The sequence below is a fragment of the Roseicyclus persicicus genome, assembly GCF_012395815.1.
Classification (GTDB): Bacteria; Pseudomonadota; Alphaproteobacteria; order Rhodobacterales; family Rhodobacteraceae; genus Roseicyclus; species Roseicyclus persicicus.
The window spans coordinates 59,262-74,804 of sequence record NZ_JAAZQQ010000002.1; the positions used below are offsets into that span (position 1 = coordinate 59,262).

General features: G+C 71.7%; 18 protein-coding genes. 8 read left to right on the forward strand and 10 right to left on the reverse strand.

The window, feature by feature from the left end; all coding sequences use genetic code 11:
* Positions 1-3: 3 nt before the first annotated feature.
* The 6 genes from HCU73_RS05490 to HCU73_RS05515 all read left to right on the forward strand — a co-directional run bounded on the left by HCU73_RS05490 (position 4) and on the right by HCU73_RS05515 (position 5,055).
* Positions 4-1,041, forward strand: a complete 1,038-nt coding sequence (locus HCU73_RS05490; RefSeq protein WP_168622434.1) for a hypothetical protein — start codon at positions 4-6, stop codon at positions 1,039-1,041.
* A gap of 153 nt (positions 1,042-1,194) precedes the next feature.
* Positions 1,195-2,226 (forward strand): hypothetical protein, encoded by a 1,032-nt coding sequence (locus HCU73_RS05495; RefSeq protein ID WP_168622435.1) that lies wholly within the window; start codon positions 1,195-1,197, stop codon positions 2,224-2,226.
* Between the two features lie 46 nt (positions 2,227-2,272).
* Positions 2,273-3,502: a tryptophan synthase subunit beta gene (gene trpB, locus HCU73_RS05500; RefSeq protein WP_168622436.1), complete on the forward strand. Its 1,230-nt coding sequence runs from the start codon at positions 2,273-2,275 to the stop codon at positions 3,500-3,502.
* 148 nt (positions 3,503-3,650) lie between these two features.
* Complete coding sequence (locus HCU73_RS05505) at positions 3,651-4,079, forward strand: PepSY domain-containing protein (protein ID WP_168622437.1); 429 nt, start codon at positions 3,651-3,653, stop codon at positions 4,077-4,079.
* A 91-nt stretch (positions 4,080-4,170) separates the two neighbouring features.
* On the forward strand, positions 4,171-4,524 hold the full coding sequence (locus HCU73_RS05510; protein ID WP_168622386.1) for a twin-arginine translocation signal domain-containing protein: 354 nt from the start codon (positions 4,171-4,173) through the stop codon (positions 4,522-4,524).
* 30 nt (positions 4,525-4,554) lie between these two features.
* Complete coding sequence (locus HCU73_RS05515; protein ID WP_168622438.1) at positions 4,555-5,055, forward strand: helix-turn-helix transcriptional regulator; 501 nt, start codon at positions 4,555-4,557, stop codon at positions 5,053-5,055.
* A 15-nt stretch (positions 5,056-5,070) separates the two neighbouring features.
* On the opposite strand, the gene HCU73_RS05520 is transcribed toward HCU73_RS05515, so the two are convergent.
* The 4 genes from HCU73_RS05520 to pth all read right to left on the reverse strand — a co-directional run bounded on the left by HCU73_RS05520 (position 5,071) and on the right by pth (position 8,477).
* A complete protein-coding gene (locus HCU73_RS05520; protein WP_168622439.1) occupies positions 5,071-5,463 on the reverse strand; it encodes a DUF2237 family protein in 393 nt (130 codons plus the stop codon).
* Positions 5,464-5,537: 74 nt separating this feature from the next.
* Positions 5,538-6,569 (reverse strand): DUF2332 family protein, encoded by a 1,032-nt coding sequence (locus HCU73_RS05525; protein ID WP_168622440.1) that lies wholly within the window; start codon positions 6,567-6,569, stop codon positions 5,538-5,540.
* Complete coding sequence (locus tag HCU73_RS05530; RefSeq protein WP_168622441.1) at positions 6,566-7,735, reverse strand: serine hydrolase domain-containing protein; 1,170 nt, start codon at positions 7,733-7,735, stop codon at positions 6,566-6,568. Before HCU73_RS05530 ends, HCU73_RS05525 begins: the two co-directional genes overlap by 4 nt.
* 64 nt (positions 7,736-7,799) lie before the next feature.
* On the reverse strand, positions 7,800-8,477 hold the full coding sequence (pth, locus tag HCU73_RS05535; RefSeq protein WP_168622442.1) for an aminoacyl-tRNA hydrolase: 678 nt from the start codon (positions 8,475-8,477) through the stop codon (positions 7,800-7,802).
* A gap of 104 nt (positions 8,478-8,581) precedes the next feature.
* Here pth and HCU73_RS05540 point away from each other — a divergent pair, with 104 nt between their 5' ends.
* Positions 8,582-9,607, forward strand: a complete 1,026-nt coding sequence (locus tag HCU73_RS05540) for an alcohol dehydrogenase catalytic domain-containing protein (protein WP_168622443.1) — start codon at positions 8,582-8,584, stop codon at positions 9,605-9,607.
* A 79-nt stretch (positions 9,608-9,686) separates the two neighbouring features.
* Positions 9,687-10,391, forward strand: coding sequence for an FkbM family methyltransferase (locus tag HCU73_RS05545; RefSeq protein WP_210730521.1), 705 nt, complete (start codon positions 9,687-9,689; stop codon positions 10,389-10,391).
* On the opposite strand, the gene HCU73_RS05550 is transcribed toward HCU73_RS05545, so the two are convergent.
* From HCU73_RS05550 to HCU73_RS05575, 6 genes are all read right to left on the reverse strand, one after another.
* Positions 10,388-10,714, reverse strand: a complete 327-nt coding sequence (locus tag HCU73_RS05550; protein WP_168622445.1) for a hypothetical protein — start codon at positions 10,712-10,714, stop codon at positions 10,388-10,390. The genes HCU73_RS05545 and HCU73_RS05550 overlap by 4 nt on opposite strands.
* Positions 10,698-11,735 (reverse strand): hypothetical protein, encoded by a 1,038-nt coding sequence (locus tag HCU73_RS05555; protein WP_168622446.1) that lies wholly within the window; start codon positions 11,733-11,735, stop codon positions 10,698-10,700. Before HCU73_RS05555 ends, HCU73_RS05550 begins: the two co-directional genes overlap by 17 nt.
* Positions 11,732-12,139 carry a hypothetical protein gene (locus HCU73_RS05560; RefSeq protein ID WP_168622447.1) on the reverse strand — a complete coding sequence of 136 codons (408 nt, stop codon included), beginning with the start codon at positions 12,137-12,139 and terminating at the stop codon, positions 11,732-11,734. The genes HCU73_RS05555 and HCU73_RS05560 overlap by 4 nt, the downstream gene beginning before the upstream one ends.
* Entirely contained in the window at positions 12,136-13,617 is a 1,482-nt protein-coding gene (locus HCU73_RS05565; RefSeq protein ID WP_168622448.1) for an FAD-binding oxidoreductase, read from the reverse strand. Before HCU73_RS05565 ends, HCU73_RS05560 begins: the two co-directional genes overlap by 4 nt.
* Positions 13,618-13,756: 139 nt before the next feature.
* Complete coding sequence (locus HCU73_RS05570; protein ID WP_168622449.1) at positions 13,757-14,368, reverse strand: 50S ribosomal protein L25/general stress protein Ctc; 612 nt, start codon at positions 14,366-14,368, stop codon at positions 13,757-13,759.
* A gap of 98 nt (positions 14,369-14,466) precedes the next feature.
* The gene (locus tag HCU73_RS05575) at positions 14,467-15,336 is read right to left on the reverse strand and encodes a Hint domain-containing protein (protein ID WP_168622450.1); all 870 of its coding nucleotides are present in this window, start codon (positions 15,334-15,336) and stop codon (positions 14,467-14,469) included.
* Positions 15,337-15,543 lie beyond the last annotated feature (207 nt).

Sequence of the window (15,543 nt, forward strand, 5' to 3'; positions counted from 1 at the left end):
GCGGTGGCGCGCCCGCTGCCGCCGCTGTTCCTCCATGCCGGGCACCCCAAGACCGGCACCAGCGCCCTGCAATGCGCCTTTGCCCGCTCGATCCCGCGGCTGGCCGCCCACGGCATCCACTACCCCGCGCCCCCCGACCTGAAGGCGGTGCAGGCCGGCGCGGTGTCGAGCGGCAACATCCACGCCCCGCGCCTCGCCGAGCGCTACCACGCCGCCGCGCCCCGCGTGGCGCCGGACGGACGGCTCCTGTTCTCGACCGAGGCGGCCTTTCGCGTCCTGCCGACCGATCCCGCACCGCTGGAGGCGCTGCTGGCCGAGGGCGTGCCGGTCGAGATCGTCCTCTACCTGCGCGACCCGGTGACGCAAGTGCGCTCGGTCTATGCCCAGATGGTCGAGCGGCGCGGATACCAAGGCAATTTCGACAGCTTCCTCGAAGGGTCCCGCTTCCTCGACGCGGTGGAGCGCTTCCTCGACCTCTGCACGCGGCTGCAGGTGCCGGTCTGGGCGTGGAACTATTCCGCCGACCCCGGCGCGGCCCTCGCCGTGATGGAGGACATCCTCGGCGTTCCGGCCGGCACCCTCGACCCGCTGCCTGGGTCCCGCGTCAACCGCTCGCTCACCCGGGCAGAGATCCGCGCGCTGCAGGAGATCGCGGCGCGCCACGGCCCCGGGGCCGCCGCCGCCGCGGGCCGCGCGCTGTGCGAGCGCCTGCCCGATGTCCTGCCCGACCCGCCGCAGGCCAGCGCCGCGGCCTACGGGGCCTTCACCCGCCGCGTCGCGCCGCAGGTCGCACGGCTGAACGCCCGCCTGCCCGAGGAGGCCCGGCTGCGCATCGAGGCCTACGAAGAGGTCTTTGGCAGGGCCCCCGCCGGCCCCGCGGTCCTTGGCCCGGACCAGCGCGCCGTTCTGGCCGCGGCCGTGGGCGACTGGAGCCCGGCCGCCGCCGACCCGCTGCGCGTGCGCGCGGTGCGCGCGCTCGACGCCCGCGCGCCGGGCCTCGCCCGCAGCCTGCGCTTCGTCCGCGACCGGCTGCGGGGGTGACCCGTCCGGCTTGTGGCCGGGCCGCACGCCTTCTAGTGTTCCGGCGGTGCCAGAGGGCAAGGCGATGCGAGGCAAAGGGATGACGGACAGGCCGCCGATGACCGGACGGACCCGCGACGCCGCGGCCGACCGCGCGGGCCGGCGGTGCGGCCGATGACGCGGCCCCGCCTGATCCTGCATGTCGGCCACCCCAAGACCGGCTCCAGCGCGCTGCAATCCGCCTTTGCCCTGTCGATCGACGCGCTGGCGCGGGCCGGCCTCCACTACCCGCGCCCGGCCAAGTTCGCCGAGGCGGTCCGGGGCGGCATCACCAGCGGGAACTTCAACCCTGCGCGCGTCGCCGACGCCTACGACGCCGCCGTCGCCGCGGCGCCGGGCTGCGCCGCGGTGCTCCTGTCCAACGAGGCCTGTTTCCGCATCTACCAGACCGACACCCAGCAGCTCGGCCGGCTGCGGGACCGGGGCGTCGAGGTCGAGGTGATCCTGTTCGTCCGCGACCCCTTCGAGGTCGAGCTGTCGTCCCACATGCAGGGGCTCAAGCGCGGCGGCGTCTCGCGCCGGTTCCGGCTGCAGGCGGGTGGCGGCCGGTTCCTCGACCTGACCGGGGCCTTCCTCGACACCTGCGCGCGGCTTGGCCTGCGCCTGAAGGTCCGCAACTATTCGCGCCTGCGCGACCGGCTCCTGCCCGAGACCGAGGCGCTGCTCGAGGTGCCGCCCGGAACCCTGACGCCGCCACCGGTGGGGCAGGTGAACCGCTCGCTGACGCGGGCCGAGATGGCGCTGATGTCCGCCCTGAACGCCGCGCTGCCCGGACAGGTCAGCGCCGCCATCGCCGACGCGCTGTGCACGGACCTGCCCGACATCCCGTCCGAGGCGCCGGCCGTCTCCGAGGCGGAATACCAGCGCTACCTCGAGATGATCGCGCCCCGGGTCGAGGCCCTCAACGCGCGCCTCCCGCCCGAGGCCGCCTATCGCCTGCGGCCCTACGCCGAGCTTGCCGACCGCCTGCGCCCCGAGACGGCCGAGGACCTGCGCCTGTCCGACCGGCAGCTTGCGGTTCTGACGCGCGCCCTCGCGGCGACGACGGGCCTCGGCGCGGGCCCGTCCGACCGCGCCCCCGATCCGACCGGCGGGGCCAACGGCCTGATGCGCCGGCTGAGGTCTCTGGCTTTACCCCGACGCTAAGCTGCCCTATCCCCATCGTCACGCCAGCCGAGAAGGACGCGCACCGATGCCCGACGACATTCTCAACAGCTTCATGACCGGCCCCGACGAGAAGGGCCGCTTCGGCGACTTCGGCGGTCGCTTCGTCAGCGAGACCCTGATGCCGCTGATCCTGGAGCTGGAGCGCCAGTACGAGCACGCCAAGACCGACCGGAGCTTCTGGGACGAGATGGAGTTCCTGTGGAAGCACTACGTCGGCCGCCCCTCGCCGCTCTACTTCGCGGAACGGCTGACCGACCGGCTGGGCGGGGCCAAGATCTACCTCAAGCGCGACGAGCTGAACCACACCGGCGCGCACAAGATCAACAACGTGCTGGGCCAGATCATTCTCGCCCGCCGCATGGGCAAGACCCGCATCATCGCCGAAACCGGCGCGGGCCAGCACGGCGTGGCCACTGCGACGGTCTGCGCCAAGTTCGGCCTGAAATGCGTGGTCTACATGGGCGCCCACGACGTGAAGCGGCAGGCGCCGAACGTGTTCCGCATGAAGCTGCTGGGTGCCGAGGTGATCCCCGTGACCTCCGGCCGCGGCACGCTGAAGGACGCGATGAACGACGCGCTGCGCGACTGGGTCACCAACGTGCGCGACACCTTCTACTGCATCGGCACCGTGGCGGGCCCGCACCCCTACCCGGCGATGGTGCGCGATTTCCAGTCGATCATCGGCAAGGAGGCCAAGCAGCAGATGCTGGAGGCCGAGGGCCGGCTGCCCGACACGATCATCGCGGCCATCGGCGGCGGGTCGAACGCGATGGGTCTGTTCTACCCCTTCCTCGACGACAAGGAGGTGGCGATCATCGGTGTCGAGGCTGGCGGCAAGGGCGTCGACGACCGGATGGAGCATTGCGCGTCGCTGACCGGCGGGCGGCCGGGCGTGCTGCACGGCAACCGCACCTACCTGTTGCAGGACGAGGACGGGCAGATCCTCGAGGGCCATTCGATCAGCGCGGGCCTCGACTACCCCGGCATCGGCCCGGAACACGCCTGGCTGCACGACATCGGGCGGGCGCAATACGTGTCGATCACCGACACCGAGGCGCTGGAGGCCTTCCAGCTGTCCTGCGAGACCGAGGGCATCATCCCCGCGCTGGAGCCGTCGCACGCGCTGGCCCATGTCGCCAAGATCGCGCCGGACCTGCCCAGGGATCACATCATCTGCATGAACATGTGCGGCCGGGGCGACAAGGACATCTTCACCGTCGCCCGGGCGCTCGGCTGGGACATGACGGGCGCATAAACCCCCGGTCTATGGCGGTGGGGCATCGGTTTATGGCACCCGGTCTAAACCCCGTGCCAATGGAGCCCCCCCGGCCGAGTCGGGCATCGAGGTCGGCAAGCGGGCTGCATCGCGGCCCGCCCCACCGGCACATCGACAGGAGATGCCCATGACCCGGACGAAATACCTTTCCGCCTCCACCGCCGCGCTGATCCTCGGCGCGGGCTCGGCCCTGGCCGTGCAGCAGTCGGTCATCGACGCCATCGTCGCCGACCTGACCGCGCAGGGCTTCACCCGCATCGAGATCGAGATCGAAAGCACGGTCATCGACGTCGACGCCTATGGCGGCGGCTTCGAGGGTGACTTCTACTACGATCTGAACGGCGTCCTGATCTCGTCCGAGGTCGAGGAAGACGACAGCTATGCCAACGTCCCCGCGAGCGTCTCCGTCGAGATCGAGGACGAGGACGACGATGATGACGACGACGATGACGACGATGACGAGGACGACGAGGACGAGGACGAGGACGAGGATGAGGACGAAGACGAAGACGATGATGATGATGATGACGACGAGGACGAGGACGAGGACGACTGACCTCACCCATCCTTGCCGGATCGGCTGACCGCATTCCCCGCCTGCATCTCCTGCGGGCGGGGTCATTCCTGAAGGGCAGGACACGACCATGTTGTCACGACGCAGGTTCCTGACCGGATGTCTGGCCACGGCTGCCTTGGCCGGCCCGGCCCGTGCCCAGGACGACCCGGCCACCCGGGCCGTCCTCAGGCAGCTCGAGCGGCAGGGCTTCGAGATCGTCGAGGTCAACCGCACCCTGCTCGGGCGGGTGCGCATCGTCGCCCAACGTCGGGGGCTGAGGCGGGAAATCGTGCTCGACCCGCGCAACGGGCTCGTTCTGCGGGACATCGCCGCCGGCGGCGGCGAGGGGTCCGGGATCCCCGACATCGCCGACTACGACGACGACCTCGATGACGAGGACGACGATGACGACGACGACGATGATGATGATGACGATGACGACTAGGACTGACGCCCCCCGCGCCGGGGCGACCGCATGTTGAACCGTCCCGGGCTGTTCGGTGTCATCCTCGTGGTGCAGGTCGCCTGCGCCGTGTTCTTCGTGTCCGACATCCTGCTGTCGGTGCTGGGCGTCCCCGTCGACCCGGTGCCGTGGCAGTTCCGGGAACTGATGGAGCTCGGGGCCGCGACCGGGCTGGTGCTCGGGGTGGTGGTCGGCGCCTTGATGCTGCGGGCCTCGTTTCGCCGCACCCGGGCCGCCGAACAGGCGCTCAGGGCCGCCTCGGGGGCCTTCATGGACCTTGTCGACGAACGCTTCGCGGCATGGGGCCTGACGCCCGCCGAACGGGACGTGGCGCTGTTCGCGCTCAAGGGCTTCTCGCTGGCCGAGATCGCCGCCCTGCGCGACACCTCCGAGGGCACGGTCAAGGCGCAGACCAACGCGATCTACCGCAAGGCCGGGGTCAGCGGCCGGCCGCAGCTGCTCAGCCTGTTCGTCGAGGATCTGATGGGCGGGGCCGTCGGGCCGGAGCGCTGAGGCGGCGAAGGGGCCTCAGCCGCGGTCGGGCGCGTCCAGCGCGTGGGCCTCGAGCACCTCCAGCGGCACGATGTCCAGCGCCCGCTCATGCGTCGCGGCCAGGTTGACCCGGGGGGCCACGCCCTCGTCATGGGCCTGCAGGAAGCGGCTGGCGCAGAGGCACCACTGGTCGCCGGGCTTCAGCCCCGCGAACTGGTGTTCCGGCCGCGGCGTCGACAGGTCGTTGCCCACGTATTTGGAATAGGCGAGGAATTCCGCCGTCATCACGGCGCAGACCGTGTGGCTGCCCCGGTCCTCGGCGCAGGTGTCGCAGGCGCCGGTGCGGAAGAAGCCCGTCATCGGATCGCGGGAGCAGCTTTGCAGCGGTCGACCCAGCACGTTCACCGATGGCGCCACGGAAAAACCCATCGCCGTCCCTCTCTCCGCTACCGAAAAATGCAACCGTCCGGGCAAGGTAGCAGGCTGGTTGCATTAGGCAATCATTACAACTTCCAATCGATGTGACGCCCGTGGAAGTCCACCCTGGCGAGAGCCGCGGGCCCTGCCGCGCCCGGCCAGAGCCGCAGGGTCAGGGCCGCGCTGCCCGGCGTCGCGTCGGCCTCCATGGCGATGTGCGCCAGCGGGGCGTCGGCGGTCGCCCGGGCGCCCGCGGCCTCCAGCGCGGCCCCGGCCGCGGCGCGGGTGGCGGGCGGGAAATACTGCCACGCGACGGTGTGGTAGACCACGTGCAGGCAGCCGGGGCGCGGCGCGGCCAGCCGCCGGGCCAGCCAGGGCGCGGCGTCGCCGGCCTCGGGGCGGGTATCCGACAGCGCGATGGCCCCGCGGGTCAGGGCCAGCCGGTGCGGCTGGTCGGGCCAGAGATAGGCCATCAGCCGCAGCGCCGCCGCCGGGTCGTGCGGGTCGAGCGGGTGGAGGTCGACGCCCGCGCGGTCGATGACCCGGATCGGCCGGGGCCGGGGCACCGGCCCGGTCCAGTCGGGGGCCAGCTGCACCGGGCTGTCGGCGGGGCCGTGGAGGTTGTCTCCGATCCGCAGGGCGAAGCGGTCGAGCGACAGGTTCAGCCCGGCGCTGGCCCCCAGCTCCGACAGGACCACGGGCAGGTCAAAGACCGCCAGAGCCTGCCAGATCGCGGGGATCAGGGCGCCCGCGCGGCGCACCTCGTTGGTCTGCGGCGCCTGGTCGAGCCAGACCATCAGGCGCGCCTCGTGGCGGGCCATCGCGGCCTCGACGGCAGCGAAGAGGGTGTCGTCGTCCACCGCGTGGGGCGGGTAGGCGGCGGCGAGGGCGGCGTCGGACCCGTCGATCACCAGCCCGTGCAGCGCGCCCGCCAGCCGGAGCGGCACCGACTGCCCGTTGGAGGTGACATCGCCCGGCCAGTCGAGCACGCGCTGCGCGACGGCCGATGTCGGCCGCAGCCGCTCGGCCAGGAGCGCCATGAGCCGCCCCATGAAGGGCGAGCCGAGGCCGGCGCAGGCCCGCCCCTGTGCCGCGAAGGCCCCGGCGATGGCGGTCACGGCGCGAGGGTCTCGGCGATCAGGCGGAAGATGCGGATGTTCTCGTCGTCCACCCCCGGCTCGCGGAAGCCGCGGTCGGCGCCGTTGGTGGCGATGACCACGCCGCGGGGCGCGTCGATGTAGATGTATTGCCCGTAGATGCCGCGGGCCATGACCTGCCCGGGCCCGGCGCCCACCGGGATCCACCACTGGTAGCCATAGCCGATCTCGCCCGGCGCGGTCGGGGCCGTGGGCGCGGTCGATTCCGCCACCCAGCCCGCGGGCAGGAGGCGGGTGCCCTGCCAGACGCCGTCCTGCGCGACCATCTGGCCGAAGCGCGCGTAGTCGCGGGTGGTCATGTTGAGCCCGCCCAGCACGAAGGCCACGCCCTCGCCATCGGACAGGTAGTAGGGCTCGGCCTCGAGGCCCAGCGGCGCGATGATGCGCTCGGACAGGAGCGCGGGGATGTCGCGTCCCGTCGCGCCGCGGATCACCATGCCGATGACATGGGTGTCGATGGACACGTATTGCCACGCCGCCCCCGGTGCCGCGGCGCGAGCCTGCAGCCCGGCGGTGAAGCCGTCGAGGGTGCCCCCCAGCGCGATCTCGCGGCCCATCCGGTTGATGTCGGAATCGTAGTCGAGATAGTCCTCGTCGAACTCCACCCCCGAGGCCATCTGCAGCACGTTGCGGATGGTCGCGCCGTCATAGGCCGACCCCGCGAGGCCGGGCGCGTAGTCGGTCACGGGCGCGTCGAGGTCGGGGATCGTGCCGTCGGCGACCAGCGTGCCGAGGAGCGCCGAGAGGAAGCTTTTCGCCACCGACCACGAGATCCGGCGATCCTCCGCCCCGGTGCCCAGGTGGTAGCTTTCGTGGACGATCTGCCCGTCCTGGAGGACGACCAGCGCGGTCACGTTGCGGGCGGCGATCCAGTCGGCGACGTCGGCCGGCAGCGTCGCCTCGGGGCCTTGCGGCAGCGGGCTGACCGGGCCGTCGCCGCGGGGGACGCGGACGGTGAGGAAGGCGCGGTCCATGTGGCTGAAGTTGTCGACGATGCGGTCCGCGTCGAACAGCGTGTTGACGGCCATCAGCCGCGCGATCTCCTCGCGTTTCCAGACCGCGGCGGCGGCGGCCACGAGGACGAGAAGGACGGCGACGCGCAAGGCGATCCGCAGGGCAGGGCGCATGGGGTATCTCCCGGTTTCGCGCCAGCAAAGCACCGCCGCGCGGGCGCCGCAAGACGCCGCAGGATCAGCGGAACTTGTCCATCAGCCGCTGCATCGGGGTGCGGTCGTCGGGGGCGGGCGCCTCGTCGGGGGCCTTGGCCCCCTCCTCGGTGGGGCGGGTCGTCGAGGACCGGGGCGGCGCGGTGCGGAGCGAGACCGCGTTCAGGAACTTCGCGCCGTCGCCCCTGGCCAGCGCCGGGGCGCCGTCGGAGATGCCGCGCAGGAGGTCGTCGAGCCACTCCGCGTCCGCCTTGGCGAAATCCGACAGGACGTAGCCCGCCACCCGGTCCTTGTGGCCGGGATGCCCGATGCCCAGACGCACCCGGTGGTAGGCCTCGCCGATGTGCTGGTGGATCGAGCGCAGGCCGTTGTGCCCGGCATGGCCGCCGCCGGTCTTGAGCCGGCACTTGCCGGGGGCAAGGTCGAGCTCGTCGTGGAACACGGTCACCTCGACCGGCGCCATCTTGTAGAACCGCATCGCCTCGCCCACCGACTGGCCGGACAGGTTCATGAAGGTCTCGGGCTTGAGCAGGATCACCTTGCCGCCCGCCAGCGTGCCCTCGCAGACGCTGCCCTGAAACTTCGACCGCCAGGGCGAGAAGCCGTGATCGGCGGCGATCCGGTCCACGGCCATCCAGCCGATGTTGTGCCGGTTGCCGGCGTATTTCGCACCGGGATTGCCCAGTCCGACCCAGAGATGCATGGCCGCTGCCCCTTGGCTGTCCGCGGGGCGGGTTGTGCCAGCCGAGGCCGCGTTTGCCAAGCGCCAAGGCGGCGTGGCAGGGTCGGGCAGCAGGGGAGGATGCCATGACCGACACGCCCACCACGATGCGCGCGCTGATGCTGACGGGCCGCGACCGGCTGGAGCTGCAGGAGGTGCCGGTGCCCCGCGTCGGGCCGGGGCAGGTGCTGGTGCGGATGGCGGCCTCGCCGGTGAACCCGTCGGACCTGATGACGGTCAAGGGGGAATACGGGATCGGGGCGGCCTATCCCTTCGTGCCGGGGCTGGAGGGCTCGGGGACGGTGGTGGCCGCGGGGCCGGGGCTGATGGGGCGCTGGCTGAGGGGCAGGCGCGTGGCGCTGGCGACCGGCACGGGGGGCATGTGGGCGGAGTATGCCGTGGTCGAGGCGTCGCGCGCCATGCCGTTGCCGGCGGGTGTGTCGCTGGGCGCGGGGGCCATGTCGGCGGTCAACCCGCTGACGGCGATCGCGCTTTTGTCGATCGCGCGGAGGGGCGGGCACCGGGCCGTGGTCTCCACCGGCGCGGGCGGACAGCTTGGCCGGATGATCCGGGCGCGGGCGAAGGAGACCGGCGTCACCGTCATCAACGTGGTGCGCCGCACGGCGCAGGCCGAGGCGATGCGCGCGGACGGCGTGCGCCACGCGCTCGCCACCGACGCCCCCGATTTCGACGAGGCCCTCGCGCAGCTCTGCCGCGACCTGCGCTGCCGGATGGCCTTCGACGCCGTGGGCGGCGCGATGACCTATCGGCTGGCCGAGGCGCTGCGCCCGCAGTCCGAGATCCTCGTCTACGGCGCGCTCGATCAATCCGCGATCCAGCTCCACCCCGGCACAATGATCTTTCGCGAGGTCACGGTGCGCGGCTTCTGGCTGTCGAAATGGCTGCCGCGCAAGCCGCTGCCGGTGCTCCTGTGGCATGCGCGCGCGGCGGTGCAGGCGCTGAAGGGCGGCTTCGCGGTCTCCGAGGTGGCCCGCATCGTGCCGCTGGACGCGGCGGGCGAGGGCATCGCCGCCTACGCCGGCGCCATGTCGGCGGGCAAGACGCTGATCCGGCTGTCCGACGACGATCTGGGCGTGACGCCGTCGGGCTGATGCCCTCGATTTGCCATGGTCATGGGCCAGTCCCGGCCCCATGATGCAGCCAAGACCCAGTCCGCCCGAGGCCCAGCCCGTGCCCGAGTTCCGCCTGAACGGCGTCCGCCTGAGCCTGCCCCAAGGGCTGGCCACCCCCGCGATCCTCGGCAAGCTGGCCGACGGCACCTACGAGGCCGACGAGGCCCGCGCCGCCGACCGCTGCGTGCGCGAGGGGTTCCGCGTGCTGGAGCTGGGCGCCGGGGTCGGCTACGTCACCGCGCTCTGCGCCCAGCGGACGGACCCCGCCAACGTGCTGGCGGTCGAGGCGAACCCCGACCTCCTGCCGGTGATCGAGGCGAACTTGGCGCGGAATGGCCTGTCGGGCGTGTCGCTGGTGCACGGCGCGGCCACCGGCCCGGTGGAGGAGGGCGCGACGGCCCGCTTCGTCGTGTCCGAGGGCTTTACCGGCTCCAGCCTCGACGGGAAGGGCCGCGCGGTCGAGGTGCCGCTGGTGTCGGTCCACGACCTGATCCGGGCGCACAAGCCCCATGTCGTGCTGATGGACGTGGAGGGCGCCGAGGCCGACATGTTCGGCCGCCCGTGGAAATGCCCGCTGCGGTTCTGCGTGATGGAGATCCACCCCAAGAAGTATCCCCCCCGCACCATCAAGCGGATCGTGGATTTCATGTCGGCTATGGACATGACCTACGACCCCGTCACCTCGCGGGGCAAGATCCTCGGGTTCCGCAAGGTCTGGGGCGCGGCCGACGCGCCCGAGGGCGAGGGCGAGGGCGCGGATTAGGGTGGCGTCTCGCGCAGGAAGCCCGGGATGCAGGCCTCTAGCCCCGCGGGCAGCACCAGCCACGCGCCCGCCCCGTAGACCGCGGCGACAAGGCCGGGGCCCGCGCCCGCCAGCGTGACCGAGACGGGGGAGGAGCCGGTGACGGCGATGTCGCCGGGCAGCCGCGCCAGCAGGTCGGCGGGCGGGAAGGGCACGAAGACGCCCGGCGCCTCGCCGCCGAGGCGGAGGACAAGGGCGAGCGTGCCGATCCAGCCCACCGCCACCAGCGGCAGGGCGAGCAGGATCCGCCGCAGGATCGGCGCGCGGTCAGTAGTCGTGGACATGTTCGAGCCTCAGCCCCGCCGCGGCGAGACCCCGGAGCCGTTCGGCCAGTTCGGGCACATCGACGAGGAACAGGTGCCGCGTATCGCCGTAGCCCTGCCGCGGCAGGCTCAGGAGCGCCCCTTCGGCCTCGGGCGCGTCCGAGATCGCGGTGAACAGGATGCGGTCGTTGCCGGCCATGTCGCGGAACGTAGCGCCCGCTTCGGCCCAGCCGGCGAGAAGGACGGTCAGCGCCCGGTAGCGCGGCGTCTCGACCTCCCAGCCGTCCTCCACGGGCCTGAGCACGGTGACGCCCTCCACCGCCTCCAGCGCCTCGGGCGGCAGGCCCGCGACCACCATCTGCAGCGTCAGGTCGTCGGCCCCCGTGGCCGCCACTGCGCCTGCGATCACGCCCGCGTAGGCGGCCCGCGCCCGGTGCTCCAGCCCCAGCGCGAAGGCCCGCTCGCGGTCGCGGAAGGCGTCCGTCGCCGCGGCCCGGAGCGCGGCGGCGTCGGCACGGAAATCGTAGCGGTACCATGGCACCTGCTGCAGGAACCGCGCGTAGGTGGCGGCCTGCGCGGCCGACAGGTCGTCGAGCGGCGCGCGGGTCTCGCCCCGGACCAGCGTCGCCAGCCGCCCCAGCGTTTCCTCGTAAAGCGCCTTCATCGCCATCTCGACGGTGAAGGATACGCCGATGACGTGGACCAGTTGCCGCGTCGCGGTGTCGATCTCGCCCAGTGCCGCGCTTTCCCGCGTGAGCGTGCAGAGCGCGCCCCAGTAGCCGGTGACCGCGCGGGTGAAGCCGTAGTCCTGCGGGTCGCCGGTGCGGATCACCTCGGCGTAGTCGTCGTAGGCATGGACGATGTGCCACTCGGGATAGGTCAGGAGGGTGCGGACCTCGGGGCGCGTCTCCGCTGACAGGGGCAGGGCCGGCGCCGGCACCGCGTCGCCCCGGCACATGGTCTCGACATAGACCACCGGGCTTGCCAGCAGCGCGACGAGCGCCAGCGCGAGGAGCAGCCCCCGCCGCAGCAGCCGCCTCATGGCCGCCGCGTCGTCCAGACGCCGGCGGCCAGCGCGATGGCGCCCAACCCGATGTGCGGCAGGTTGGCCGCGATGCGGGGGAAGGCGAAGCTCGGCCCGAGCGACGGGTTGGTGAAGATCGCGAAGTCGAGAAAGCCCCAGCCGGTGAACAGCCCGAAGATCCCGTCGCCGAGGTAGGCCGCCCCGAAGATCAGCAGGAAGATGCGCGCCGGCCGGTTCGCGATCAGCCCGGCAAGAAAGGCCCAGATCGCGGACGCGAGGTGCAGCGCGTCGTCGAAGGGATCCAGCGCGAAGATGCCGAAGGCCAGCCCGCTGTCGTCGGTCAGGCCGGGGATGTAGTTGATCGCGGCGACCGCCAGCAGGATCGCGGCGTAGACGAGGCAGAGGCGGCGTTCGAGGCTCATAGCCCCTCCATGTATCCGTCCCAGAGCGCGTTGCGCAACGTCAGGCTCGGGTCGAGCGCCCGTTTCGCCGCGGCGAACTCGGCCGCGCGGGGGTAGGCGGCGGTGAACTGCGCGACCGTCGCGTGCGGGCGGTAGGGCAGGTAGTAGCTGCCCCCGAGCGCCACCACCCGGTCGATCAGCGCGCGGGTCAGGCGCTGGTGGTCGGCCTCGGCCCGCGCCGTCATCTCCTGCGTGAAGGACATCACGGCGGCGATCCGGGGGCCGGGGGAATGGGCGAGGAGGCTGTCGCGGTCGGCCTCGACATGGCGCAGCGTGACGTTCAGGAATTCGACGAAGGCGTCGGGGATCACCTCGCGGCAGGCCGCCAAGAACCCGTCGAAGGCGTCGTAGGGCACGAAGTATTCGTGCAGGATGTCCACCCGGCCCGGGTCGCGGTCATCCAGCGTGGCGACCGGTTCGTTCATCAGGGAATTGCGCGTGGCCTCGCCGGCGATGCGGGGCCCGAGCCCGGCCTCGATCCACCAGCGCAGCCGCTTCATCCCCTCTCGCCCCACCTGCCCGCGGTAGAGGGTGGAGGCGAGGTGCGACACCAGCCCCGACCCCGTCGCGGGCGGCAGGTCCGACTGGTCGGGCGTGGGGGCGTAGGTCGCCAGCAGCGCCTCCTCGAACAGCCCCGCACGATCGACGTTCAGCCGGCCATAGGCCATGGGCGTGCCCGGGTCGGCCACCGCGGCGGCGAAGGCGGCGGGGAAGTCGGCCGCCGCCATCCGGGCGAAGGACGGGGCGAGGCGCTGGTTCGGCACCATCTCGACCTCCAGGTCCACGATCAGCCCGATCAGCCCGTAGCCCCCCGTGGCGAGGGCGAACAGCTCCGCGTTCTCGCTGCGCGACGCCGTCACCAGCTCGCCGTCGGGCAGCACCATGCGCAGCGACCGCACCGTCGCCCCCATCGGGCCGTAGGGCACGGGCCAGCCATGGGCGCCGACGCTGAAGGTCGCGGCCACGCCGAAATCGTGGTTCGACTGCATCACGGCGGGCGAGAACCCCAGCGGGTCCAGCGCCGCGATCACGTCGCGCCAGCGCGCGCCGCCGTTCACCCGGTAGGTGCCGGCGGCGGTGTCGGCCTCCAGCCAGCCGTCGTCGACCGTGATCGCGTGGCCGCCCCGCGGGATCGCCTGCCCGCCCATGGAATGCCGCGCCGCGCCCACGTTGACCGCCCGCCCCTCGGCGCGCGCCGCGGCAAGCTCGGCCCGGAACGCCGCGACCAGCGCGTCGCCATGGGCGGCGGGGCGGACATGGCTGTGGATGGGCGTCGCCGACAGCCCGCTGGCGTCGTTCAGGATCAGCGGGTCGGTCGGAACGTCGATCCGCGGCACGCCCGCCCGCTGCGATAGGCCCGGCGCCCAGCCATGGCCCAGCACGGCCCCCGCCATGGCGGTGCCGCCCAGAACCACGCCCCGGCGTGTCACGCTGCCCATCTCTCGTCCCTGCCGTCGTCTCCGGTCCGCAGTCTAGGCCGGCGCCGGCCGCGCGCGAAGGGGGGAAAACCCCCGGCCCCGGAACGGAAAACGCCGCCCCGGGGGGCGGCGTTCCGAAAGGGTCGGCGGTCGTGGAGGATCACTCCTCGTCGGCGGCCTCGGCGGCTTCGGCCGACACCAGCCCCGACGGGGCCGAGATGTTGGCGATCACGAAGTCGCGGTCGATGGTCGGCTTGGCGCCCTCGGGCAGGGTCACGTCCGAGATGTGGATCACGTCGCCGATGGCACGGCCGGCCAGGTCGACGGTGATGTGATCGGGGATGTCGCCCGCGGTCACCACCAGTTCCACCTCGGGGCGGACCACGGTCAGCACGCCGCCGCGCTTCAGGCCCGGCGAGGCTTCGTGGTTCACGAACTCGACGGGGATGAACAGCGCCACCTTCGAGGTGCGGCGCAGGCGCATCAGGTCGACGTGGGTCGGCAGGTCCTTGACCACGTCGCGCTGCACGCCGCGGCAGATCACGCGCACATCTTCCTGGCCTTCGACCTTCAGGTTGAAGAGGGTCGACAGGAAACGGCCCTGCTTGAGCTGCTTGAGGAGCACGTTGAAGGGGATCTGGATGGCCAGCGGGTCCTTGCCGCCACCATACACGATACCGGGCACCTTGCCGTCACGGCGAGCTTGGCGGGCGGCCCCCTTGCCTGTCCCCGCGCGTGCCTCGGCGATAAGATCGGGAATCTCACCAGCCATTGCTGTTCTCCATATCTGAGAGGGGCCGCCTCCAAGGGTGTCGGGCCCCGGTTGAAGCGCGCCGGATAGGGCAGGATGGCCGGTTTGTAAAGGTGGAATCAGGCCGCGCGGCCGATCCCCAGCCGCTGCCGGAGTGAGGGCAGCAAGAGCCGCTGGGTGGAAATGCGGGGCACGTCCATCTCGGTGATGATCCGCTCCTCGCCGTAGCGGGCCAGGTAGGCGTCGTAATTGTCGAAGCCGTCGCGCGGGGCGTAGTCGATGAAGGTCTCGGCCGGGCAGTTCTCGGCCAGGACCGCCTCGTGCGCCTCGGTCTCGACGTGCCAGTAGGTGAAGGTCGCGGGCATCTTCGCCAGCGGCACGGGATGGATCGTGGTCCCGTTCACCAGCGCGCCCGCGTTGATCAGGAAGCCGTCGACCAGCAGGGCGTGGTCGGCGGTGACGATCAGGTCGCGGGCGGGGCATCCGGGCCCGAGCGCATGGGCCGCGACCCGGACGGGCGTCCGCATCTCGCCGAGGCCGAAGATGTTGGTGATCTCCTGCCGCCAGACCCAGAGCACGGGCGTGGTGCGCCCGTCGGCGGTGAGGACGAGATCGCCCTCGGCCAGCGTCTCGATGGGGCGCTCGCCCTGGGGGGTGGCGATGCGGGTGCCGGTGAGGAAGCAGTTGGCGGCCGTGATCGGGCCGCTCGAGTAGAGCGCAAAGCTGCCGTTGCTCGTTGCGGGGATCTGGTTGACGAGGGTGAACGGCAGAAGCGCCGGGTTGAAGGGGATGCAGTAATCCCATGTACTATTGTTGGTAGTGAATATGCCGAGGTTGTACGGTGTCCCTTCATGGACGATCCGGACGTAGTGTCCGGTGAAGGTGCCACCGGTCAGAAACGTAGAGCCGGTAAACGTGTCATTGTCGGAGAGCAGGCCGGCGCCGGTTCCCGCCAGGTCGAATACCGTGCCGGTATTCGCAATTTCCATGCGCGACGTCCATTGAAAGTTCGGTCCGGCCCCGATGCTCCCTTGGAACATGATCATGCTGGTAAACGAGAAGTCGGCCATGGCTGTCCCCCAAACCGGCAGCGAAACGCGTCTGCACCAATATCTCAACGCCGCCCGACCCCGGATTTGTCGGGAAAAGCGTTAAGAAACCGTTAATTGGCAGCCCGCCCGGCAAGGCGACGTTCA

Coding starts and splice junctions, on each gene's coding strand:
- HCU73_RS05505 (WP_168622437.1), top strand. CDS start 3,651: ATGACCCGGACGAAATACCTTTCCGCCTCCACCGCCGCGCTGATCCTC.
- HCU73_RS05575 (WP_168622450.1), bottom strand. CDS start 15,336: ATGGAAATTGCGAATACCGGCACGGTATTCGACCTGGCGGGAACCGGC.
- HCU73_RS05570 (WP_168622449.1), bottom strand. CDS start 14,368: ATGGCTGGTGAGATTCCCGATCTTATCGCCGAGGCACGCGCGGGGACA.
- HCU73_RS05515 (WP_168622438.1), top strand. CDS start 4,555: ATGTTGAACCGTCCCGGGCTGTTCGGTGTCATCCTCGTGGTGCAGGTC.
- HCU73_RS05555 (WP_168622446.1), bottom strand. CDS start 11,735: ATGAGGCGGCTGCTGCGGCGGGGGCTGCTCCTCGCGCTGGCGCTCGTC.
- trpB (WP_168622436.1), top strand. CDS start 2,273: ATGCCCGACGACATTCTCAACAGCTTCATGACCGGCCCCGACGAGAAG.
- HCU73_RS05540 (WP_168622443.1), top strand. CDS start 8,582: ATGACCGACACGCCCACCACGATGCGCGCGCTGATGCTGACGGGCCGC.
- pth (WP_168622442.1), bottom strand. CDS start 8,477: ATGCATCTCTGGGTCGGACTGGGCAATCCCGGTGCGAAATACGCCGGC.
- HCU73_RS05530 (WP_168622441.1), bottom strand. CDS start 7,735: ATGCGCCCTGCCCTGCGGATCGCCTTGCGCGTCGCCGTCCTTCTCGTC.
- HCU73_RS05520 (WP_168622439.1), bottom strand. CDS start 5,463: ATGGGTTTTTCCGTGGCGCCATCGGTGAACGTGCTGGGTCGACCGCTG.
- HCU73_RS05565 (WP_168622448.1), bottom strand. CDS start 13,617: ATGGGCAGCGTGACACGCCGGGGCGTGGTTCTGGGCGGCACCGCCATG.
- HCU73_RS05495 (WP_168622435.1), top strand. CDS start 1,195: ATGACGCGGCCCCGCCTGATCCTGCATGTCGGCCACCCCAAGACCGGC.
- HCU73_RS05550 (WP_168622445.1), bottom strand. CDS start 10,714: ATGTCCACGACTACTGACCGCGCGCCGATCCTGCGGCGGATCCTGCTC.
- HCU73_RS05560 (WP_168622447.1), bottom strand. CDS start 12,139: ATGAGCCTCGAACGCCGCCTCTGCCTCGTCTACGCCGCGATCCTGCTG.